General features: G+C 44.6%; 20 protein-coding genes. 19 read left to right on the top strand and 1 reads right to left on the bottom strand.

Annotated elements, in window-relative coordinates; translation table 11 throughout:
• Window positions 1-412: 412 nt before the first annotated feature.
• The 18 genes from AC50YO_RS24955 (at window position 413) to AC50YO_RS24870 (ending at window position 18,954) form a co-directional block, all read left to right on the top strand.
• A complete protein-coding gene (locus tag AC50YO_RS24955; RefSeq protein ID WP_494851227.1) occupies window positions 413-1,597 on the top strand; it encodes a class I SAM-dependent methyltransferase in 1,185 nt (394 codons plus the stop codon).
• A 97-nt stretch (window positions 1,598-1,694) separates the two neighbouring features.
• The gene (locus AC50YO_RS24950) at window positions 1,695-3,362 is read left to right on the top strand and encodes a histidine kinase N-terminal 7TM domain-containing diguanylate cyclase (protein ID WP_494851225.1); all 1,668 of its coding nucleotides are present in this window, start codon (window positions 1,695-1,697) and stop codon (window positions 3,360-3,362) included.
• Between the two features lie 158 nt (window positions 3,363-3,520).
• On the top strand, window positions 3,521-4,603 hold the full coding sequence (locus AC50YO_RS24945; RefSeq protein ID WP_494851224.1) for an HD-GYP domain-containing protein: 1,083 nt from the start codon (window positions 3,521-3,523) through the stop codon (window positions 4,601-4,603).
• 213 nt (window positions 4,604-4,816) lie between these two features.
• The gene (gene thiL / locus AC50YO_RS24940; protein WP_494851222.1) at window positions 4,817-5,869 is read left to right on the top strand and encodes a thiamine-phosphate kinase; all 1,053 of its coding nucleotides are present in this window, start codon (window positions 4,817-4,819) and stop codon (window positions 5,867-5,869) included.
• Window positions 5,870-5,890: 21 nt separating this feature from the next.
• Window positions 5,891-6,400: a tRNA (adenosine(37)-N6)-threonylcarbamoyltransferase complex ATPase subunit type 1 TsaE gene (gene tsaE / locus AC50YO_RS24935; protein ID WP_494851221.1), complete on the top strand. Its 510-nt coding sequence runs from the start codon at window positions 5,891-5,893 to the stop codon at window positions 6,398-6,400.
• Entirely contained in the window at window positions 6,384-7,199 is an 816-nt protein-coding gene (gene tsaB, locus AC50YO_RS24930; RefSeq protein WP_494851220.1) for a tRNA (adenosine(37)-N6)-threonylcarbamoyltransferase complex dimerization subunit type 1 TsaB, read from the top strand. Before tsaE ends, tsaB begins: the two co-directional genes overlap by 17 nt.
• Window positions 7,199-7,699, top strand: a complete 501-nt coding sequence (gene rimI / locus AC50YO_RS24925) for a ribosomal protein S18-alanine N-acetyltransferase (protein WP_494851229.1) — start codon at window positions 7,199-7,201, stop codon at window positions 7,697-7,699. Before tsaB ends, rimI begins: the two co-directional genes overlap by 1 nt.
• Window positions 7,696-8,757: a tRNA (adenosine(37)-N6)-threonylcarbamoyltransferase complex transferase subunit TsaD gene (gene tsaD / locus AC50YO_RS24920; protein ID WP_494851218.1), complete on the top strand. Its 1,062-nt coding sequence runs from the start codon at window positions 7,696-7,698 to the stop codon at window positions 8,755-8,757. Before rimI ends, tsaD begins: the two co-directional genes overlap by 4 nt.
• Window positions 8,758-9,636: 879 nt before the next feature.
• A complete protein-coding gene (locus tag AC50YO_RS24915; RefSeq protein ID WP_494851228.1) occupies window positions 9,637-11,178 on the top strand; it encodes a 2-isopropylmalate synthase in 1,542 nt (513 codons plus the stop codon).
• 498 nt (window positions 11,179-11,676) lie between these two features.
• On the top strand, window positions 11,677-12,405 hold the full coding sequence (locus tag AC50YO_RS24910) for an ABC transporter ATP-binding protein (RefSeq protein WP_494851217.1): 729 nt from the start codon (window positions 11,677-11,679) through the stop codon (window positions 12,403-12,405).
• A gap of 30 nt (window positions 12,406-12,435) precedes the next feature.
• Entirely contained in the window at window positions 12,436-12,648 is a 213-nt protein-coding gene (locus AC50YO_RS24905; RefSeq protein ID WP_494851216.1) for a hypothetical protein, read from the top strand.
• Between the two features lie 30 nt (window positions 12,649-12,678).
• The gene (locus AC50YO_RS24900) at window positions 12,679-13,596 is read left to right on the top strand and encodes a polyprenyl synthetase family protein (RefSeq protein WP_494851215.1); all 918 of its coding nucleotides are present in this window, start codon (window positions 12,679-12,681) and stop codon (window positions 13,594-13,596) included.
• Between the two features lie 129 nt (window positions 13,597-13,725).
• On the top strand, window positions 13,726-13,896 hold the full coding sequence (gene comX / locus AC50YO_RS24895; RefSeq protein WP_494851214.1) for a competence pheromone ComX: 171 nt from the start codon (window positions 13,726-13,728) through the stop codon (window positions 13,894-13,896).
• Between the two features lie 34 nt (window positions 13,897-13,930).
• Complete coding sequence (locus AC50YO_RS24890) at window positions 13,931-16,327, top strand: ATP-binding protein (RefSeq protein ID WP_494851212.1); 2,397 nt, start codon at window positions 13,931-13,933, stop codon at window positions 16,325-16,327.
• The gene (locus tag AC50YO_RS24885; RefSeq protein WP_494851208.1) at window positions 16,305-16,961 is read left to right on the top strand and encodes a response regulator; all 657 of its coding nucleotides are present in this window, start codon (window positions 16,305-16,307) and stop codon (window positions 16,959-16,961) included. Before AC50YO_RS24890 ends, AC50YO_RS24885 begins: the two co-directional genes overlap by 23 nt.
• Window positions 16,962-17,196: 235 nt before the next feature.
• A complete protein-coding gene (locus AC50YO_RS24880) occupies window positions 17,197-17,637 on the top strand; it encodes a hypothetical protein (protein WP_494851206.1) in 441 nt (146 codons plus the stop codon).
• On the top strand, window positions 17,610-17,789 hold the full coding sequence (locus AC50YO_RS24875; RefSeq protein WP_494851205.1) for a hypothetical protein: 180 nt from the start codon (window positions 17,610-17,612) through the stop codon (window positions 17,787-17,789). The genes AC50YO_RS24880 and AC50YO_RS24875 overlap by 28 nt, the downstream gene beginning before the upstream one ends.
• Before the next feature lie 730 nt (window positions 17,790-18,519).
• Window positions 18,520-18,954 (top strand): hypothetical protein, encoded by a 435-nt coding sequence (locus AC50YO_RS24870; protein WP_494851204.1) that lies wholly within the window; start codon window positions 18,520-18,522, stop codon window positions 18,952-18,954.
• 13 nt (window positions 18,955-18,967) lie between these two features.
• On the opposite strand, the gene AC50YO_RS24865 is transcribed toward AC50YO_RS24870, so the two are convergent.
• Window positions 18,968-19,903, bottom strand: a complete 936-nt coding sequence (locus AC50YO_RS24865) for a TolB-like translocation protein (RefSeq protein ID WP_494851203.1) — start codon at window positions 19,901-19,903, stop codon at window positions 18,968-18,970.
• A 365-nt stretch (window positions 19,904-20,268) separates the two neighbouring features.
• Here AC50YO_RS24865 and modA point away from each other — a divergent pair, with 365 nt between their 5' ends.
• On the top strand, window positions 20,269-21,054 hold the full coding sequence (gene modA, locus AC50YO_RS24860) for a molybdate ABC transporter substrate-binding protein (protein ID WP_494851201.1): 786 nt from the start codon (window positions 20,269-20,271) through the stop codon (window positions 21,052-21,054).
• Window positions 21,055-22,094 lie beyond the last annotated feature (1,040 nt).

Raw genomic sequence — 22,094 nt, 5'->3', positions numbered from 1 at the left:
GGTTCCGCTAAAGAAGCGAAAAGCGGCTGGTGGGTGCGAATAGCGGAACACGGTTCCGTAAAGCAGCGCGTGAGAGAGGTAAGCGGGGCTAGGTCGAGCGAATAGCGTACCTGTGTTCCGCTAAAGAAGCGAAAAGCGGCTAGTGGGCGCGAATAGCGGAACACGGTTCCGTAAAGCAGCGCGTGAGAGAGGTAAGCGGGGCAGGGTGAGCGAATAGCGTACCTGGGTTCCGCTAAAGAAGCGAAAAGCGGCTGGTGGGTGCGAATAGCGGAACACGGTTCCGTAAAGCAGCGCGTGAGAGAGGTAAGCGGGGCTAGGTCGAGCGAATAGCGTACCCGGATTCCCCATGCGCATGAAGCGGAATGGAAGAGCGCCAGCAGGGTGGCGATAGTAGATAAGGAGTGGACGGAGAATGGCTGAGCAATGGCAGCAAGATATTCATAAGTTGATTAAGGAAGCGGGGCTGCTGCAGGGGACGATGAGTCAGTTGCGCCGTAAAGACGGGGAGGCAGCGCCCAAAATAATTGTACGCCCCATACAGCTGAAGAACGGGCTGCACTATCAATTTGAGCATCATTATGCAAACAAGGTAACTCATGATAACGTATTGCCGGATCAAGCTGCTGGCAAGATCATTCGCATGCTGGAGGAAGATTATAAGCAGGCTTTATTCAAGTCGCCAGAAGCAGATGTGCAGCTTTTGTTCAATAAGAAGGGCAAGGCAGCTGTGCTGAGCAAACCCCCTACAGGAAAAGCAAAAGGGGAGGCGCTGCAGCATAATCGTCAGAAGCAGCGTATTATCGCAGAAGGCAACGCGGCTCCTTTCCTCGTTGAGCTGGGCATTATGACGAAGGACGGTATGGTCCACGCAAAAAAACAGGATAAATACCGCCAAATCAATCGTTTTTTGGAGATGGTAACCGATGTGCTGCCGAGCCTCCCAACTGATCGTCCAATTACGATTGTAGATTTCGGCTGTGGCAAATCTTATCTTACTTTTGCATTGTATCATTTGCTTGCCGTTGAGCAGCAGCGTGATATTACGATTATCGGATTGGACTTGAAGGCTGATGTTATTGCTTTTTGCTCAGAGCTTGCGGGCAAGCTTGGCTATGACAAGCTGACCTTTATGGTTGGCGATATTGCGGATTATGAGGAGCTGAGCGAGGCAGATATGGTCGTTACGCTTCATGCTTGTGATACTGCGACGGATGCAGCTCTGGCTAAGGCGGTCAAATGGGGAGCCTCTGTCATTATGTCTGTGCCTTGCTGCCAGCACGAGGTGTTCAAGCAGATTCGCAGCGATGTATTTGCGCCCCTTTTATCACAAGGCTTGCTGAAAGAACGATTCGCCGCCTTAGTAACAGACGCAGCGCGAGGCAATTTGCTGGAGGTTCTGGGCTACAAGGTGCAAATGCTTGAGTTTGTTGATCCCGAGCATACCCCGAAAAACCTGCTGATCAGAGCCGTTCGCAGTGAAGCGGGCATAATTGAAAAGAAATGGGAGCAATATGAGAAATTCCGTGAATTTTTGCATATAGCACCTGCATTTGAACAATTATTAAAGGATCGCTGGCCTGAAAAACAAACTAAATAGTAGATAGTCAGCCTTTCAGGTCATTGCTCATAAAAAAAACATTTGTTACAATGGGAATAGATGGATATGAAATGAATGGGTGAATCTATTGGAATCGATGATGTGGCTAGACTTTAGCATGTTCCTTGTACTGCTGGGTCTATTTTTTTACGTATTTGCCTCTAGCTCAGCTACGATACTGCATAAGATCTACTTATTTCTACACATCATATTTATGATATGGCCGTTATCTCAGTTTATCGCTCAGACAACCTCTGATTTATCGTATAAGCTGTTTTATCTTTGCATGTCATATGTGGGGCTATCTCTGACTGGAGCTAGCTGGTTTGCATTCATTATTATTTTCACGGGACAAGTGATTCGGCTGAATCGCTTGCTGTGGCTGGTTGCTCCAGCGATCGTGTCTGCACTATGCGCCTTGATTAATCCTGGCCAAATGTTCATTAGGATTAGTCCGCAGCTGGAAGAGACGAAGCAGCTCGTGAGCGGGCCGCTATACTGGTTTATGATGGCACAATTATTGCTGTATCTAATCATGTCTATTGTGATTATGATCCATACGCTCAGGAAGGATGTCGGACTGCGACATAAGAAGCTGGTGAGAACCGCGGCGAACGGCATGTTCGTTCTGCTTTTGTTCGGAGTAGCTGATTTGCTCGTGAATGTGATTTGGATTGATAGATTTGCTGGTTATTTCCCGCTTGTATCCATTGGCCTGGCAGCATCAGCAGCTTATTTGGTTCATGCTATAACGCGCCACAGGGTATTGGACATTATTCAAATTGTCCAGCGGGATGTTATGAATACGATATCAACCGGCATTATCGTGCTGGATGAGAATGATATTATTATTGAGTTCAACAAAGCGATTCAGCCTATTCTAAGGCTTCAAATAGGAGAGCGCTTCAATCCTCGAATAATAGGAGAAGATTTGCCCGAGCATGTGATCAAAGAATTCGAGAGCTTTTTTGATCAGCAGGGGAAAGACCCGTTGGAGCGGCAAGAGCTGGAGATTAATTTGTCATACGGCAAATATCAGTACGTGGTGGTAAAGTCAGCGCCGATTCTTAGCAAGAAGAATAGGATAGGACGACTGTTAACCTTCTATGATGTTACGGAAATGAGGCTTCTAGTAGAAGAGACCAATACTCAGAATGAGCTGTTACAGGAGCGCAATCGCAAGCTGATGGTCATGCAGGATGAGCTGTCCGAGGCGAATAAGAAGCTGGAGCATATGGCGATTACGGATAGCCTGACGGGCTGCTTCAACCGCAGATACCTGCTTCAACAACTGGAAGAAGAGGTGGCGCTTAATGTTCGCTATGGCATCCCGTTCTCTATTTTCTTATTCGATATCGACCTCTTCAAATCTATTAATGATCAATATGGACATTTGATAGGAGACGAAGTGATCTGCGGGACTGCCGAGGCTGTTCGCAGCACCTTGCGGCAGACAGATGTTCTTGCAAGATATGGCGGAGAAGAATTTACCGTCTATCTGCCTCACACGAACCGGGAACAGGCCGACAAAATGGCAGATCTAGTGAAGGAAGTAGTAGAGTATAATCAAGTGAAGACCGGACATGGGGAGCAGATGGTGTCCGTTACAATCAGCATAGGGGTAGTAACCATTGAACATTTTACCCCACATGTGCTGGATGATCCCAAGGCCTTCTTGCGTGAGATTCTCTCACAAGCGGATGCTGCTTTATATGAGGCGAAATATAATGGGCGCAATCGTATTGTTAAACGAAAGATGGCATAAGAGATCCTTACTTTCTGATTGGAAAGCGAGGATCTCTTTTTGATGTGTTTAGTTTATGTTCAGTTTCTGTATAGGTTTTCTAGTCAGTCTTGCTATTATCTGATAAACTATAGTAATCCGGTTATAGAGTGCAAAACGATAGAAAGCAGGAACTATCGATGAGAAAAGTACACATTGGAATGGTCAATCCCGGAGACAGGCTCGCAAAACCTATCTTTCAAGAGAATGGCAGTATTCTTCTTGGTGAGGGTGTTGAGCTTAATGAACGTTTTGTTAGCCGGTTGAAGCTGCTTGGAGTCGACTATTTGTTTATTGAAGATGGACAGACTGAAGATCTATTCCCGGAAGAGTCCATACGTGATGAGACACGTAAGCTGGCCGTGGATGCTGTGTTCAAGACGATGAACACGTTCAAGGATCAGCCTATCATAAAGGGTAGAACAATTGCTCCGGACATGGGGCGAACTTTTCGAACCGTATTTGGGCAAATCATGCAGGATCTTGCTACAAGACCGAATATGATGGTTAACTTATCGAGTATTCATGTAACGGACGCTTATTTGTTCCAGCATTCCGTTAATGTGAGCATTCTGGCTGGCATTATAGGCATTGCAAAAGGGTTCAACCGTATCCAGTTAGAAGAACTAGGGATCGGTGCTCTGTTATTTGATATCGGAATGACCAAGCTTCCTCAGAAGCTGCTTGATAAAAATGAAGGCTTAACTGAGCAAGAGCAGAAGATTATGCAGAGCCATCCCAAAGAGGGCTTTGATATATTGCGCAAATATCATGATATTTCCATCGTGTCCGCGCATTGCGCGCTTCAGCATCATGAACGTTATAATGGCACCGGCTATCCCCGCAGCTTGAAGGGGGAGGAGATTCATATGTTCGCCCAGATTGTCGGGCTAGCGGATACCTATGATGCCTTAACTTCACCAAGGCCTTACCGTAAGCGCTATACGCCGAGCGAGGCAATTGAATTTCTATTTGCAGCGGGGAACACTTATTTCGATCTGGATCTAATCAAGATCTTTTGCCGTCATATTTCGATCTATCCTGTCTCAACGACACTGCTTCTGAGCTCGGGCCAGATCGGGGTTGTATCGGTCAATAATGAGCTTGCTCTCCATCGACCGCGGGTGCGAATCATCAAAGAAGCAGATGGCAATCCTCCACAATCTCCGTATGATCTTGAGCTTAAGGATGAGTTGCATTTGACCATCGTTAAGGAGCTTTAAGATCCGGCTCAGCTGGGATTGAAACGTTCAAGATTTATGGGATGACCATCCTCACGCCCTCTTGTGTCGCCTGTTTGTAAGGGCTGATACGAGAGGGCGTTTCATTATTGGCCTTACGTTTGGTTGTTTTTCTTTGAATATCCCCACTAGTGCGGTAAAATAACGATAATATTGGCTTGGCATTATGGCAATCGAACCGGAGGAGATCGGAAGGTGGACGAGTTCGCACGCATCCGTCATTGGACGGAGGAGCGGCAGAGCATAGAGTGGCAGCGTGAACGGGGTGTTGTTCTAAGTATCGGTGATGACACCGCTATCGTTAATCCAGCTTGCCAGATCCCAAATGTGGGCGAGCCGTATGAATTTCTTTTGACGATGGATACGATGGTCGAAACCGTACATTTCAATGCAATAACGATGGGAGAAGCGGACATTGGCTACAAGGCTCTTGCCGCTAATATAAGCGATATCGCGGCCATGGGCGGCATGCCCTTGCATGCGCTCATCTCGGTGAGCGTGCCTGCTTCATTCGGACCGGAGAGAATGCGGCGGTTGTATGATGGATTGTACGCCTGCGCAGAGCAATATGGCGTAGCTATTGTAGGGGGCGATACAACATCATCGCCGCAGCATTTGGTCATTGCGGTGACGTTGACGGGAACCGTCGAAGCTGGGCGGGCATTGCGCCGCTCTACGGCGAAGCCCGGCGATGCCGTCTTCTTGACCGGGCCGATCGGAATGTCGGCCGCTGGTCTGCATTTGCTGCTTGCTGGGGAGGATAGCGATGCCGGCAAGACGATTAGTGCAGCGCAAGCTGCTGCAATTGTGGAGGCGCATCGCAGACCACAGCCCTCCGTACGAGCGGGGCGGCTGTTGCAGCAGCAAGGTAAATGCCATTCACTCAATGATGTAAGCGATGGGCTGGCAAGCGAGGCTTGGGAAATAGCCGAAGCCTCGCAGCTAAGAATTGTATTGTGGGAACGGGCGCTGCCGCGAAGTGGAAGCCTGGCTGCTTATGCGAACAGGATTGGATGCGATCCGCTGGATTGGATGCTCTATGGGGGCGAGGATTATGTGCTTCTAGGTACGATGGAAGCGGGTGCTGCCCAGCTTGCTCAGCAAGCGTTTCATGGAGAAGGGCTGCCTTTTTATATTGTCGGGGAGACTGTGGCTGGTCAGCCTGGCGTAGAGCTTATTGAAGAGGCTGCTGTTAATCATTCGCAGAGGCGCACATCCCTTCAGAAGCGGGGATATAATCATTTTTGAAGGAACGTAGCGAGGTGTGAAATGATGGGAAGAATGAGAACAGAACAAACGACGAGCAAGGTAGGGAGCTTGCAGCAGACTGCTGATTTAGCAAAGCAGCTAGCTAAGCTTGCGCAGCCTGGCGTAGTGCTTGCGTTAGACGGGGATTTGGGTGCTGGCAAAACAGCATTCTCGCAAGCTTTTGCTAGAGCGATCGGCGTGAAGGAAATAGTGAACAGCCCTACTTTTACAATTATTAAGGAATATGAAGGCAGGCAGCTGCCTTTTTATCATATGGATGTTTATCGATTATCGTTGGAGGAAGCCGATGAGCTGGGGTTAGATGATTATTTTTTCGGCGGCGGCGTGACGATTGTGGAATGGGCAAGCTTGATTGAAGAGCTGCTCCCGCAAGAACGGTTAGAAATTTATATAGAGCATGAGGGCGGCGAGCAGCGCAGCTTCCGCATGAAAGGGATCGGGGAGCCGTACGCCTCTTGGTGTGCAGCTCTGAACGAGATGGGGGCAGGACATAATGACGGCAGACAATAGGAATCAGCCGATACTGGCTTTTGATACTTCCACAGCAGCTCTTGCTGCGGCAATTATTAGCGGGGACGAGATGCTCGGAGAAATCCAGTCCTTCGCAGAGCGTAATCATTCGGTCTATATCGTGACGCATCTCAAGCAGCTGTTAGCAGACTGCAGAATATCGGAAGAGACTTTAGGGGCTATTGCAGTGGGCCATGGACCGGGCTCTTATACAGGGATGCGTATTGCCGTATCGGCTGCCAAAACGTTGGCATGGGTATGGAATAAGCCGCTAATAGGCGTCTCCAGTCTGGAGGCACTGGCTTATGGCGGCTGGCATCATGCTGCCCGAAATGTATCAGCGGACCGGGCATCTGACCATAGAGAAGGAACAGCGGAATGGGTACTGCCAATTATGGATGCTCGACGCGGCCAAGTGTACACAGGCGGATATGCGATGAGTGCTGGTGGCGCATGGACCCAGTTCGCTGACGATAGAATTTTGCTGATGCATGACTGGGTTGAGCAGGTAGCGGCACTTGCAGCTGAACCGTCCGCGAATGTTGCTCGAATATGGGTTGCGGGTGATTTGTCTCTGCATGAAGCAGAAGCGATTCGCTTGCGGCAATTAGTTGAAGAGGCAGGGATAGAGGTACAGCTGTTAACCTATGAGCTGGAAGGAAGATGGGTAGCTCAGCTGGGAAGAGAGAAGCTGAGCAATGGCGAATTATCGGATACACATACGCTGATTCCGAATTATACGCAGCTGACAGAAGCTGAGAGGCTATTGTCATCGAAGTCATTGGAGGAGCGGCCATGATGATGGAACCAATGAACAGGGAACGATTGGTGTTCCGCTCGATGACCATGAATGATATTGCAGCGATTGTAGCGATAGAGCAGGAGGCCTTTACTACGCCTTGGACAGAGGAGGCCTTCATCAATGAGCTGACCAATAATCTATTCGCCAGATATATGATCATGGAATACGAGGGTCAAATTATTGGCTATGGCGGCATGTGGATTATTATTGACGAGGCTCATGTAACCAATATTGCTGTACTGGCTGAATATCGCGGCATGGGGCTAGGCGAAAAGCTGCTGACCGAGCTGCAGCGGACGGCCGCCTTTTTGGGTGCAGCCAAGATGACGCTTGAGGTTCGGGTATCGAATCAGGTGGCACAGTCTTTGTATCGCAAGCTTGGCTTCGAGGCCTCGGGCATAAGGCCCGCGTATTATTCGGATAATTTGGAGGATGCACTTATCATGTGGGCTGAGCTTGCGCCTAATCAGGTAAGTGCAGAGGAGTGTGAGGAATGATTATGAACGATAAGCAGCAAGCTCCAGATAACGCACAAGAGGGAATTATTCTAGCGATTGAGACAAGCTGTGATGAGACTTCGGTGGCTGTTATTCGCGGTGGAAAAGAAATTTTGTCTAACGTCATCTCCAGCCAGATCGAGGTTCATCAACGCTACGGCGGTGTCGTGCCTGAGATTGCTTCCCGCAAACATGTCGAGGTCATTACACTAATGATAGAGCAGGCTGTTGAAGAGTCGGGATTATCCTTGAAGGATATATCGGCGGTTGCCGTAACTCAGGGACCGGGCCTTGTCGGTGCTCTGCTTGTTGGTATTGTTGCAGCCAAAACGCTAGCAATGGCGCTGGATGTGCCTTTTATCGGAACTCACCATATAGCTGGACATATTTATGCCAATCAGCTTGTGCATGAGCTGGAATATCCTTGTATGGCACTGGTCGTATCCGGCGGGCATACGGAATTGGTGCTGCTGGAGAGTCCGGGCTCATTCCGAATGATTGGGCGTACACGGGACGATGCGGTTGGGGAAGCCTATGACAAAGTGGCAAGAGCGCTTAAATTCCCCTATCCGGGTGGCCCTCATGTAGATCGGCTTGCGATGGAGGCGACGGAATCTATTGAGTTGCCGCGCGCTTGGCTGGAGGCGGGCTCGTATGATTTCAGCCTCAGCGGCTTGAAATCTGCGGTCCTTGCGGTTATCAATCAGACGAATATGAAGGGCGAGACGCTTAATACGGCAGCCTTGGCAAGAGGTTTCCAGGAATCCGTCATAGAGGTGCTGGTGGAGAAAGCGATTCGAGCTGTGCATGAATTCGGGGCGAAGCAGCTACTGCTCTGCGGGGGCGTTGCTGCGAACCGCGGCTTGAGAGCAGCGCTGACTGAGCGATGCAACAAGGAGCGAGTGCAATTGCTTATTCCGCCGCATCGCCTATGTACGGACAATGCCGCAATGATCGGTGCAGCGGCTCATTTGAAGTGGCAGAGAGGGGAATTTACCTCCCTCGATATGAAGGCCGAGCCTAACTTTTCTTTGGAGGGTTGGTCGGTTGGTCAATAGGTATGCTTAGGAATTCTTTTCAAAAAAATGATCGTAATGAATTGACAGATTATTTGTGGGGTACTATAATAAGCAACATTACTTCCAATTCGATACTTTGCAAACGCAATGAACAGGAATAGTAAGGTTCGTCCGGGATTAGAGAGCTGCGGGTCGGTGCAACGCAGTCGAAGGATACCTGAAACTCGCCTGGGAGCGGAACGACGGAGGCCAATGCTGGTCATGAACAGCGGAAGGCGCGTACGTTGTAACGGCTAACCCCCGTAATCGGGTGCGCATCGATCAGCATGTTGACGATGTGCCTAAGGTGGACATAAACTTCCTTGTGCGAATGCAAGGGAATATGTCAACAAGGGTGGTACCGCGCAGGTTAATGATAGCCTGTCGTCTCTTGATTCAAGAGACGACAGGCTTTTTTTGTTGCTCATGCAAGCTAAGATTGGAAGTAAGGGAAGATATAACAAACGTGAAGAACAAGAGTAGTAGAACGACAAGCTGGTAAAGGCAGATAGGCCCGGGATTGCTCCCGGTACCTGTTGAAATGCCACAGAGAGCTGCGGGTCGGTGCGACGCAGTCGAAGCTAAGGTTCGAACTCGCTTGGGAATGGAACGGTGGAAACCATGCTTGGCTAACATGCCGATCATGGCGTATATCGTAACGGTCAGCCTCCGTTATCGGGCATCAAGCGGGTTGGAGCCCGCAGAGCTTGTGCACGAGCTCTGCAGCAAGGGTCCGGCCAATTAGAGTGGTACCACGGTGGCCTTTATAAGCCTGTCGTCTCTTCATTAGGAGACGGCAGGCTTTTTTTGTTGATTAAAATATTGATTCAAACCCACTAAACGGAGGTAATGAATATGAATATGCCTACTCAGAACGGAATGAAAAAAATCCAGATTTTTGATACAACACTGCGTGATGGCGAGCAATCACCCGGTGCTTCTATTGATCCAGAGAGAAAAATTATAATCGCACGCCAACTGGCGAAGCTGGGCATTGATGCGATAGAGCCTGGCTTTGCGATCTCCAGCCCAGGTGAGTTCGCAGCTATTCAGCAAATATCCCGCGAGCTTCAGCATGTAGAGATTGTCGGCTTCGCCCGTGCGATGAAGATCGATATTGATGCAGCTGCCCGAGCAACGCAGGATGCGGCAAAGAGACGCCTTCATCTGTTCATCTCCTCGTCGGATATCCATCTGACCCATCAATTGCGCAAATCCCGAGCTGAGGTTGTACAGATCGCCCGAGACATGGTCTCTTACGGCAAGCAGTTCGTTGATGAGATTGAATTCTCAGCAATGGATTCTACTCGGGCAGACCGTGCCTTCGTGATTGAGCTGGTGGAGGCTGCAATTGCAGCTGGAGCGACGATCATTAATTTGCCTGATACGCTTGGCTATGCGCTGCCGGATGAAGTTGAGGATCTGTTCCGCTCCGTTCGCACCGGCGCTCGTGGAGGCAATACGGTACGTTATAGCGCACATAATCATAATGATCTGGGAATGGCGGTCGCGAACAGTCTGGCAGCTATTCGCGGGGGAGCTACTCAAATAGAGGTAACTGTGAATGGCGTGGGTGAACGTGCAGGCAACTGTTCACTTGAAGAGCTGGCTATGATTATCGAGACTCGCAAATCTGTACTGAATCTGGAAACAAATATCCAGCCGAGCGAGATCTATGAAACCTCCCGTATGGTCAGCCGGGCGATGCATTACCCGATTGCATTCAATAAACCAATCGTTGGCCGTAACGCGTTCCAGCATGAGTCAGGGATACACCAGGATGGCCTGCTTAAGAACCGCAATACGTATGAAATTATGGACCCTGAGGCAATGGGTATTTCGCGCAGCATGATTATTCTGGGTCGCCATTCCGGTCGTCATGCGATCAAGCACCGCTTGTCTGAATACGGTGTGGACGTTAATGAGACAGAGCTGGCAGACGTCTACGAGCAGTTCAAGAAGCTTGCTGACGAGAAAAAAATCGTTACGGACGATGAGCTGATTCGGATCGCAGGCGAGACCACAGCTACACAGCCAGATCCTTATATGCTGGCTGATCTGCAGGTGCTGGCTGGCAGCCACAAGTCGAGAATCGCGACAGTAACGATACGCCAGAGCTCTGATGGGGAAGAGCATTCCTATACAGGAACAGGAGAAGGTCCGCTGGAGGCGGTCATCCATTGCATTCAACAGGCGATCCCAGTCGCTGCTGAATTTGAGGATTTGGAGCTGCATTCCTTATCGACAGGAGAAGACGCTCATGGGGAGGCCGTCGTCACGATCGTGCATCAGAAGGAGCGTTTCCGTGGCACATCGATTCACAGAGATATCATTTTTGCGGCAGCGCAAGCGTATGTTGCGGCATGCAATCAAGCAGTTATGACCGGCAGCAAACGGGATAAGAAGGAAAATATTGTGTAATATCCACAATAATCATTAGTTATCCACAGGTTTGATGGGGATTGTGCATATGTATTGAAAATCCCTATAAATCAAGCTCTGTGCTGTTAGCGGAGATGTGCGTGGAAAGTGGATAGTTTTTTCATGTATATTCTGTGGATATTGTGCATAAAGTGTATAAATACGTATAAGAACGGTAGAGGGCTTCCTGGAAGAGAGAATTTCCTTTACGAATCCTACATTTTAAATCGTCAGTATCGACAGAATTAACTAACAATTTATCCTCTAATGTGGATAACTCTGTGGATAACGGGGATAGAATGAAATAGGCTTACTCGCAGCATTTATGCTGCGGGGGCCTATTTTTTGCGTTGCGGGGGCGCAAAAGATTTGTGTGGGTTCGCAGTAAGATTTTCGGTGTAATCGTTTAGTACTTAAGTTATTGTAGAACTACCAAAGAATATGTAGAAAGAAGCTTGCTGGAGCGCGCTGCTTCGCGTGAATGGAGGATACATACAGGTGAACAAACAAACGGTCATTCAGGTAAGCTCGCTATGTAAATCATATGGCTCCAACAATGCAATCGAACAAGTGTCTTTCCAAGTGAAGGAAGGAGAATTGTTCGGTATTATTGGGACTAATGGAGCAGGGAAAACAACTTTGTTGGAAATGCTTATGGGACTTAGAAAGCCTGACAATGGGCGGATTGAAGTACTGGGCATTGATGCGATAATTGAATCAGACAGACTGAAAGAATTCATAGGCATACAGCTTAATAGCACTTCTCTATTAGATAGGCTTACTGTAAGAGAGGCGCTAGAGATGTTTCAGTCGTTCTATAGACGTAAAGCAGATTTGGATAAGATCATATGCGAATTCGGATTAGAGCCGCATCAGCATAAGATGATCAAGCGATTATCAGGGGGTTGGCAGCAGCGTATGGCGCTTGCGATCGCGTTAGTGAATGATCCAAGCATTATATTTCTAGACGAACCAACCACTGGGCTTGATCAGCAGACTCGATCAGAATATTGGTCAATCTTGCTGGAGCAGAAGAGGCAGGGGAAAACGATTGTTATCTCTTCTCATGATATGGGAGAGATGCAGCGGAATTGTGATCGTATTGCCGTATTGCGCAAAGGAGAACTCGTGATGTGTGATACACCGAACAAGTTGATCTCAAAGATTCCTGCAGGTGGCCTGACCATGGAAGCGGTATATGTCCATTTCGCTTACGCAGAAGTATAACGGCGTTTAGTTGGAGGAGGGCTTCGGTAAATGGAGCATCAGGGTAAAGACATCAAAGATCCGCCAATCTCAATGCACCGAGGCGATGTAGTAGAGGAAAGAATGAAGATGCTGGCGGTACTGCTTGATCAAATTAATGGGGAGGTGATCGTTCAAAAACGGGTTACTCGAGACAAAAAGGAGGGAAATAAGGGAGGCTTTGTCCAGGCTGTTGCCGACATTTTATTCCATCGTGTAAAATAGTCATAGGACTATTCGGGTGGAGGGTGACTGGTGGAAGAGTGGGTAACTAGAATTGAACGAGAAATGAGAGAGCTGGTGGAGCGCTATTATACGGCAAAGCCGCTTGCACATTATGCTCTAGCGTTCATAGATGACAAGCTAAGGGAACCGATGCGGTTCGGTCCGCTTACTGTGTTGCATTACCGAATGTTCGGAGGAGCAGATGAAGGAATATACCGCGCAGCGGCCGCTGTAGAGTTGTTCATTCTCGCATCCGATATATTAGATGATTTACAAGATAGAGACGCCCCGAACCAAGCATGGTCGAAGGCGCCTCTTTCTGTTGCTATGCACCTTGCGATGTCTCTTATGACCTTGTCCCAGCAAGCGATGCTGGATTGCGAGATGGATCGAACGCTTGTGTTGCATACCTTAGAGATGATGAATCGACAGCTGCTGAAGTCTGCGAATGGACAGATGGTCGATCTAGTCGACGCTGTCTTGGATGAAGACACTTATACGGCGATGGTGTCGGACAAGTCAGCCTCCCTATTGATATATGCTTGTATGAGCGGAGTTATGTTAGCCGGTCATGAATGGCATGATGGAGTAGCTGAATATGCAATGGAGCTAGGAATGGCTGCGCAATTTCAGAATGATGTGAGAGATTTGCTTCGCTGGGATGATAAGAGTGATTTCTTGCAGCGCAAGAAGACCCTGCTGATCTTCTTCTTACTAGAGGAGATTAAGGAGCAGGATCAGTGGATCGCCGACTATTTCGAAGGACGCTTAACGACAGAGCAGATAGTGGATAAGCAGCAAGCATTTATTGAAGCTTGTGAACGAAGCGGCGCCTCTCTCTATGGAGCTGTTAAGAGCCGAATCCATTATAACCGGTTTAGGGAGTTATTTCTGGAAATTCCAGAAAGCAGACCTTTTGAGGAGGGAATATCTATTTATTTTGGGTAAAAATAGATATTTATACCTATTCCGCAAAGGTCTTTGCGGGAACTACGAACTAGATTGGCGTTCTCAGTCGCAAATATCCTTGTTATAGTAGTATTATTAATTAGAACTATATAACAGGGAGGATTTACTATGTTAAAAGATGCAATTCGTTCATTAGTTAGCAATGTAGAAAATATGGCTGTATTTTCAGGGGGACAACTACAGGTAGAGGGTGTATCTCTCGCAGAACATAATGCTCTTAAAGATATACTTGTTAATAAAGAAAAGAAAAGCGATTATTCATATTCGTTTTGGGGTTAATGTATCATTTTGTTAAAGAAATCAGGAGGAGATCATGATGAATCTAATACTTAAGAAGATCAGCATTCCTCTCTTCCTGATTACTTTAACGATCATATTAATCTATATTACAATCATTGTGATTAGTGAGCCTTTCATCGGTCTTGAGGTTAAAAAGAATGAAAGGAATCAATATATTGTAACTGCTATTGAGCCAGCTGGTCAGGCATTACTCAAAGGGATAGTTCTAAATGACGAAATAAAAGAAGTTAATGGATTTCCAGCAGAGCAATATTCTAATTTGGATAAATTTCTTTCCATTGAAAAGTCCGAAACAGTACTTGTGAAGCATAGGAATGGAACCTTGCAGCTGGTCTCCTTTACTAAGGGATGGAAAGGCGAGCATACAAATTGGGAGCTGTTTATCCAAATCGTATTGCCTCTCAGTTCTGTGATTTTATTTTCTGCGTTGTCACTGTTTCTCTATAAAAAGAGGAAAAATGATAGTGCAGTTACTTTATTAATGATGTTTTTCTCCATGATAGGCATATGTTACTATGCATCAGGGGGTTCCTATAGGAGTGATCTTATAGGATACACAGTAATTTATACCTTTTTGCCTAATATTCCATTAATCTTCTTGTTGTTCATGAATAAATATTTAAGTAGATTTGAAGTAGTTTTTATAAAAAGGAAAAGCCTATTGTTATTGCTAGGTTTATTTAGTCTTATTGAAATTACCTGTTTGATTTATATTTGGACAGATATCATTCCTATCGTGTTCTTTTCATTTATAAAAAAATTATATTATTTAATATTAATGCTAGGTAATTTTGTGTGTTTTGTTCAACTCGTAAAAACATATATTATACATAGACATTCAAAATTGAGCTCACTGTTCAAAATTACTTTATCAGCACATGTCTTTGCATTTACACCGTTCACTGCCCTCAATTTAATTCCTTTATTCATTTGGAATACTCAGTTATTTCCTGCTGCATTTACAGCTCCGTTTCTATTTATACTACCTATTGTTTATATCTACTTATTAACTTCTAATCAGCTCTTTGATATTAATTTTATTTTAACTAGATTTAAATATTATATATCATTAGCTTTTTTTCCTGCTGTCTTTGTTTCGATACTTACTTTGCTTATTCTAAGAAGCAGTTCCAGTCTGGAATGGAATGCATTCTTTAAAATATTCGTTTTAGTGTATATAGGAATGATTTTATTTCAATATTTAAAGGAACAAATCGACCACAGAATTCGACCGAAATTGTTTAAAGCTATGTATAGTTATCAGGATAGTTTAGATCGATTCTCAAGAAAAGTTGCTAGAGTTATGAAACGAACGGATTTAGAAGAAGTTATTAAACATGAAATTAATGAGCTCCTCCCTGTAAATCGTATTGAATTCTTATTAGTTGATTATGTCAAAGCAGAAGTTAGGCCCCGAGGGGATACAGATATAGAGAAGACAATATCTACGTTTCTTTTGCAAATAGTGGATTCTTTACAAATAGGAGAACTGATAGAATTGCCTCATGGGCTAGGTCTTATTATTGGACGTCAGCGTTCGAAGTATCATGTTGTGTGGATTGGTCCTAAGACGAATCATACACATTTCAATACGGACGAGCTTCGCTGGTTGAAGACCTTAGCGAATTATGCGGGTATTGTATTCGAGAACCTTTATTTAATTGAGGGATTAATAGAAAATTTGGAGTCCGAGGTGCGGAAGGAGCAATCTACTTCACCTTGGGTTCTGCGGTTGTTGTTTTGCCTATCGGAGAACGAACGGCGTAAGCTGGCTGCTGATCTGCATGATTCGGCACTTCAAGATCAATTGATTTGGTACCGTAAGCTTGAGAGCATAATGATGGACCATCCAATCTCGGATCAGATGTCCCATGAATTAGAGGAGATTAAAGAGGGTCTGCTTGATGTCATTCATCAAATTAGAGAAACCTGTAATGAGCTGCGTCCTCCACTCTTGAAGGAAATGGGTGTTGTTGAAGCAGTGGAATCTATTGTCGAGCACACACAGATGAGAGATAATTTCTCGGTAGACTTTCTTCCTAAACCGTTTGTTCAACCATTGAATGAAGAGCAAATTACAGCTATTTATCGTATCGTGCAGGAATTGCTGCGTAATGCAGCGAAGCATTCACGTGCGAATAATGTTATCCTAGAATTGGAAGAGCGCAAGGGGCATATTTATTTTCGTTATCGAGATGATGGGGTCGGTATGGATGTTGATTATATGCAAGCATCTTTTGAGCATATGGGCTTATCCGGAATCAAGGAACGAGTAGCTAGTCTCGAAGGAAGCATTAGCTTTCGTTCGAATCATGGAGATGGCCTAGAGGTCGAGATTAACTTGCCGCAAATAATGTCGTCAGAACGTTCAGAAAGGGGATTATTGCGTGATTCGTATCTTATTAGTTGACGATCATCCCTCAGTTGGGGAAGGTACCAAGACGATGATTGAGCAGGATACGGAAATGAAGGTAACAGTTGTCCTGTCTGCTATGGAGGCACTTGAGGCGGTAGATTCGGAGCCCTTTGATATTATACTATGCGATTTGAATATGCCAGGCATTAATGGTCTGGAATTAACCAAACGTCTTATACAGCAAGACCCTGAATGCAGGGTTCTTATTTATACCGGATACGAGCTTAGCAGTCACTTTAATTTGTTGATTGAATGTGGAGCCTCAGGTTTTATCTCAAAGACTGTCTCACGTGAGCAATTGCTTAACAATATTCGATGCGCTATGCGTGGAGAAGCGGTAGTTCCAGTTGCGCTCTTGAAGCAGCTTAGAAGAAGTGAAGTGAAAATTACTCGTGCAGAGAAAGCAATAGAAGATGTTACGATTAATGAACGTGATCAGAGCATACTTCAAGAGGTCGCCAACGGGAATAGTAATAAAGATATTGCTCAAAAGCTAATGATGAGCCAACGAACAGTTGAGTATAACTTAACTCGAATTTTTGAGAAACTCAGCGTACGATCAAGGTCGGAAGCTATCGTAGAAGCGAAACGTCTTGGTGTAATTCGTACAGAGCAATTTCTACCATAAGAGAGTTAAATAAAAGGGATCTCCTGCACGCAGGATGATCTTTTTTTAATTATCGCTTTTCTATCCAATTTATAGATTATGAGCTTGATTTCAACTTATAATAAGGATGAAGTTGGCAAAATTATATGATTCGAATTCCTTTTTTAAATTTTATTTTCAATAATCAAATTTACGGCGGGAATACTTATTATTACGAAACCAATTAGTTATTCTTGCCGCTTAAGAGGGTGATCCTATGAAAAAAATAGCTTCGGGCATATGCGGTTCATTGTTCGCTATTATATTTTGCTATCTGTTATTTGCTACAGCATTTACACGAAAGCTCGGAATAACGGGTGTGTTTAATGGAGTTTTAATTGTATTTTTCGGTTCTTTACCGTTCGTGTTGCTTGGTGGAATTGTAAGTGAGCTCATTCAACGAGCAAACATTAAATCAGTTGCTGTAAGAGTGTGTATTCAAGTCATAATAGCTATATGTATTTCAATACTGCTCGATACCTATTCGAAAGAGGACAGCAATATTACACTGAAAATAAATTATCGAATCATGAGGAAAATTGGTGATTTACTGAGCATTCAGTTTTCAGGAATTAAATATACAGAGGGTGCTGCATACCCAGAGAATGTTTTTTTACATCAAATATTAATTTGGCAGAAGAAAGAGCAGTTAAATTAAGTGACATAGTGAATGTCGAAGATGGATTTGTGCAAAAGTTTAAAGAGGGGCAATATATAGCTTTTGATGAACAATTGAGTTTGAAGGATGAGAGAGTATTTGAGGATGTAATGAGTGGTTTTAGAAATTGTGATCTGCTTACATATCTTTGAAGAGGCGGATGAAGAAAGCGACATTAACTCATCAGCTACATACAGCTATTGGACAGAAAATTCGCTTGGTATAAGTATAGCCGTTCCTCATGCGATCGGTGATCATATGGAGATAGAATTATCGTTTGATAACATCAGAGATAACCTAAGGGGGAATGGATTCTGATCAACAAAAAGAGATTCGACAGCAGACCTATATTTTTAGGTATTGTATTATTTTACCTCACTATTACAGTTAGTGCATCGATCTTTGGATTACTATTATTCTTTTTTTGTAGCGAACTGTTTTTCTTAGCTGGGCATGATGAACTCATTTATATCAGTATTTCTTTGGGTAGCTTGTTTTTTATTGGGAATTTCACTTCTCGAAGAGATGAGGCTCGTCTAGAGAATGTATTGCTGCTGGGGATCGTTATTGTACTTTTAAGCCTCATCAGTTTATTTCTTGATTTTTCAATAGAAAGGCTCATACATGAACTTCTCATTATACCTGCATTGCTGGCTGGACATCTTTTGCACAAATTTAAAAGAAATAGACAACATAATTTAGAGAGTACCAAATTGGAATAAACCTCAACTTTGGGGCTCTAATAAGGCGGTTTAGCTTAAAATGTTAGAAGTAACTACCTTAATTTCGACTATAATCATGTCATTAATACATTGGATATGGAATACAAAGAAAAGCTGATTGGTTATTATAAATTACTTCTATTATTTGAGGGATGGGAATATGAACAGAAGAACAATGATTTGGATGATCATGGTCCTGGCAGTGGCAGCAAGTGCTGTGACCTTCGTGTACTTCGCTAAAAAGAGTGCGATCGTATCCTATAAAGAAATTGCCAGAGTAGAGTCGGAGGATGAGCTAACTATTACGGGGTGGTGGTACCTTGTTAGGGATGCTGAGAAGCTATCCGAATATAAAATAACGATTAATGATGTTAATTTCGATGAGCATAATCTAGTTATATCAAGCGGCAGGGAAATTGAAGAAATAATGCTAGCTCGTTCTACTAAATTTCCCCAATTTAGATTAACACATTTCGCTAATGTAACTCTAGGTAAAGACATTCATCCTAATACCTGGTTCGTCTATCAAATAAAAAAGAAAGATATTTATATAGACGAACGTCACTTTAATGGAAATATAAAAATAAGAGAGTGACTGGGAGCAAGGTTTAAAGGTTCTTATCAATCCCGATATGGTAAGTCTGGTCACCAGGCTTAGATTGCCATAAAATCAATTGACCTGAATCCTTACGGTGAACGAGTATACATGAACCCATTGTGACCTGATCGAGCAGCTTCTCGTTGACTTCATATTTTACGGAATTATCATTTACATTGATAAAAGACTTTCCTGAGACGTAATTCTCACCATTCTTCCAGCGACCAGGCACAACTATGGTACGGTTGTCTACCCATGTCATCGGATAGACGAATACGAACCCATCACTATGGCTGATATAACTTGCCTTGGATTCTCTTAATAGTTCTTTTCCCTCTGTGTTGAGCAGTATAAGATCGGCATAAGTGCCATTAGTAGAATCCGGAGAGACTAGAAGTGCAATTCGGTTGCCGTCAGGTGAAGAAGACATTCCATAGATAACGTTCTCCGAAACATATAGCTTACGCGCTTCACCGGTTCTTCTGTTTACGCTGTATAAGATGCGGTTGCCTTTGACCACAAAGGACATATCGCCAATAAATCTATCTGAGAATAATAAGGTTGTACCGTAATCATTGTCAAAATTTTTCTCGGCATCAGGCCACTCTATTAAGCGAAGCGTCTCTACTTCACCCGTTGTAAGATCGACCAAGCTCTGACTATCATCACTATGATAGAGCAATAGGGAGTCTTGACGCTGCTCATCGCTATCGGTCCAAATAGGCTGAATAAGTATAGCTGATTGCAGGGGCTGTTCACGCAAGGTCTCGCCGTTGGGCTTGAGCCAGGTAAGGCCAACGAAGCTTGGCTCCTCTTGTTCTACTTGCACAACCGGTGTTGGAGTTGGTACAGTTACAGATGGCTCTGGCTCTTGTTCTATATTCGTGCAGCCCGCAGCTGATAATAGAATGATGAGAAAAAAGGTAAAGCCCTGAACTGATTTCATTCTTTCGACCTCCGACTGAAATATATTGCGAACCTAACGGTCAATAATAGATAGGGGGATTTTTCATCTTTTTGTCCTAATTGCATTTTATCATAATATTTTACAAATATCCCCCTGTTTGATGAGGTTAGCTGAAAGAATTGTTATCTTTTCATTAAGTAGATAGTGAGGCCCATGTTGAGCATTTTCTCCATGGTTTATTATTAACGAGGTTAATTTTAGTTTTTAATTATAGAATTTAAAGGGGCTGTTCATTCAATTTCGCAGCCTTTACTATAGATATTTCATTGCTGACCTGATGCTGGTATTCTTATAAAAATAGAGTTGTATATGGAAAGGTTAAGAAAGAGAGGCTGGAGTAAATCATGAGTAAAAAGTTCAGGCAATATCAAATTTGCTTGCTGGCATTGCTAATTCTCGTCCTGGCAGGATGCGGCGGCAAGCAGGATAAGGAAAGTGTAGAGTTAACGATTTCAGCAGCAGCTAGCTTGACGGATGCGATGCAAGAGATTAAGTCGATATATGAAGAAAAGAACAGCTCCGTTAAACTGCAGTATAATTTCGGTTCATCTGGCGCATTGCAGCAGCAAATTGAACAGGGGGCACCGGTAGATCTATTCCTGTCAGCCTCAACGAAAAATATGGACAAGCTGGTAGATAAGCAATTAATTAAAGGAGAAAAGCACAAGGATCTGCTTCTTAATGAGCTCGTTGTAATCACTTCAAATTCGAGCGGGGTCAATGTTGCTAAGCTAGATGATCTGGGACAAGAGGGACTGCTGCATATCGCAATTGGCGATCCGAAGACAGTGCCGGCTGGTGAATATGCGTCTGAGGCTTTAAGGAATGCCTCACTATGGGATAAGCTGCAGCCTAAATTCGTTTATGCAAAGGATGTGCGCCAAGTCCTCACTTATGTAGAATCAGGCAATGCTGAAGCTGGCTTGGTCTATAAGACCGATGCATTAAGCTCGAATAAAGTGGCCATTGCATTACAGGTAGATTCTAAGCTGTATTCACCCATTCGATATCCAGTAGGGATCGTCGAAGCTACCAAATACTCGGCAGAAGCTGAGGAGTTTTATAAGTATCTGCAATCGGCAGAGGCTGTCCAGATTTTTGAGAGGTATGGATTTGTTGCTGCAAAGTAGATCATTTTGCGACAGGCATAGGATGCACAATCTAGTTGTGTATTCGGTGCCTGTTTTTTTGAGTAGCTGAATTGGAGTGTGGTTAAGTGGGGGAGTGTGCGGGAGAGTAGGATCGCAGAAGAACAGAAGAGCAGAAGAGCAGAAGTGCAGAAGTGCAGAAGTGCAGAAGTGCAGAAGTGCAGAAGTGCAGAAGTGCAGAAGTACCTTTACGGACGGCGATGGTTGGTGTAAGGATGGTTTTATGAAGCTTTTTCGCTATCTAGTGAAGAGAGTATGGCTTATTTCACTACTCAAAGGACTGAGTTTGGGCGATAGTGTCATCTAGGTTCGTTACTCGGGCAACGAAGTTTCCCACTAATGAACCTAGCTTCACTAACTCACATTTTTGCTGCCTATTTAGTCAGATAAAGAAAAAATAGTCACACAATTAGTGAATGAGGTTCATACTCCAGCTATGCTTACATGTGGTGGTTGAAGTAAAGTGGATCGTTTTGAGACAGGGATTTGATGCACAATTTATATGTGTATCTGGTGCCTGTTTTTTTGAGTAGCTGAATCGTTATGTCGTTAACTGGGGAGTGTGCGGGAGAGTAGGAGTGCAGAAGAGCAGAAGTGCAGAAGTTCCTTTATGAGGGGCGATGGTTGGTATATGGATGGTTTTATGACGCTTTTCGCTATTTAGTGAAGAGAGTATGGCTTATTTCACTACTCAAAGGGTTGAGTTTGGGCGATAGTGTCATCTAGGTTCCTTACTCGGGCAATGAAGTTTCCCACTAATGAATTTGGCTTCACTAACTCGCTTTTTTGCTGCCTATTTAGTTAGATAAAGAAAAGATAGTCACACAATTAGTGAATGAGGTTCATACTCCATCTCAAACTATGCTTACATGCTTTGCTTGCAGGGAGGCGCTCATAAACTTACAATTTGTGAAGGTAGAAGGTAGAAGGTAGAAGGTAGAAGGTAGAAGGTAGAAGGTAGAAGGTAGAAGGTAGAAGGTAGAAGGTAGAAGGTAGAAGGTAGAAGGTAGAAGGTAGAAGGT

This window comes from Paenibacillus sp. J22P59 (assembly GCF_059383895.1).
This window is presented reverse-complemented; position numbering and strand designations above follow the sequence as displayed.

Bases quoted from the DNA above. Each gene is read 5' to 3' on its own strand.
- AC50YO_RS24955 (WP_494851227.1), top strand. From the start codon at position 413: ATGGCTGAGCAATGGCAGCAAGATATTCATAAGTTGATTAAGGAAGCG.
- AC50YO_RS24915 (WP_494851228.1), top strand. From the start codon at position 9,637: ATGAAAAAAATCCAGATTTTTGATACAACACTGCGTGATGGCGAGCAA.
- rimI (WP_494851229.1), top strand. From the start codon at position 7,199: ATGATGGAACCAATGAACAGGGAACGATTGGTGTTCCGCTCGATGACC.
- modA (WP_494851201.1), top strand. From the start codon at position 20,269: ATGAGTAAAAAGTTCAGGCAATATCAAATTTGCTTGCTGGCATTGCTA.
- AC50YO_RS24880 (WP_494851206.1), top strand. From the start codon at position 17,197: ATGAAAAAAATAGCTTCGGGCATATGCGGTTCATTGTTCGCTATTATA.
- AC50YO_RS24890 (WP_494851212.1), top strand. From the start codon at position 13,931: ATGATGAATCTAATACTTAAGAAGATCAGCATTCCTCTCTTCCTGATT.
- tsaB (WP_494851220.1), top strand. From the start codon at position 6,384: ATGACGGCAGACAATAGGAATCAGCCGATACTGGCTTTTGATACTTCC.
- tsaE (WP_494851221.1), top strand. From the start codon at position 5,891: ATGATGGGAAGAATGAGAACAGAACAAACGACGAGCAAGGTAGGGAGC.
- AC50YO_RS24865 (WP_494851203.1), bottom strand. From the start codon at position 19,903: ATGAAATCAGTTCAGGGCTTTACCTTTTTTCTCATCATTCTATTATCA.
- AC50YO_RS24905 (WP_494851216.1), top strand. From the start codon at position 12,436: ATGGAGCATCAGGGTAAAGACATCAAAGATCCGCCAATCTCAATGCAC.
- AC50YO_RS24950 (WP_494851225.1), top strand. From the start codon at position 1,695: ATGATGTGGCTAGACTTTAGCATGTTCCTTGTACTGCTGGGTCTATTT.
- AC50YO_RS24870 (WP_494851204.1), top strand. From the start codon at position 18,520: ATGAACAGAAGAACAATGATTTGGATGATCATGGTCCTGGCAGTGGCA.
- tsaD (WP_494851218.1), top strand. From the start codon at position 7,696: ATGATTATGAACGATAAGCAGCAAGCTCCAGATAACGCACAAGAGGGA.
- AC50YO_RS24945 (WP_494851224.1), top strand. From the start codon at position 3,521: ATGAGAAAAGTACACATTGGAATGGTCAATCCCGGAGACAGGCTCGCA.
- comX (WP_494851214.1), top strand. From the start codon at position 13,726: ATGTTAAAAGATGCAATTCGTTCATTAGTTAGCAATGTAGAAAATATG.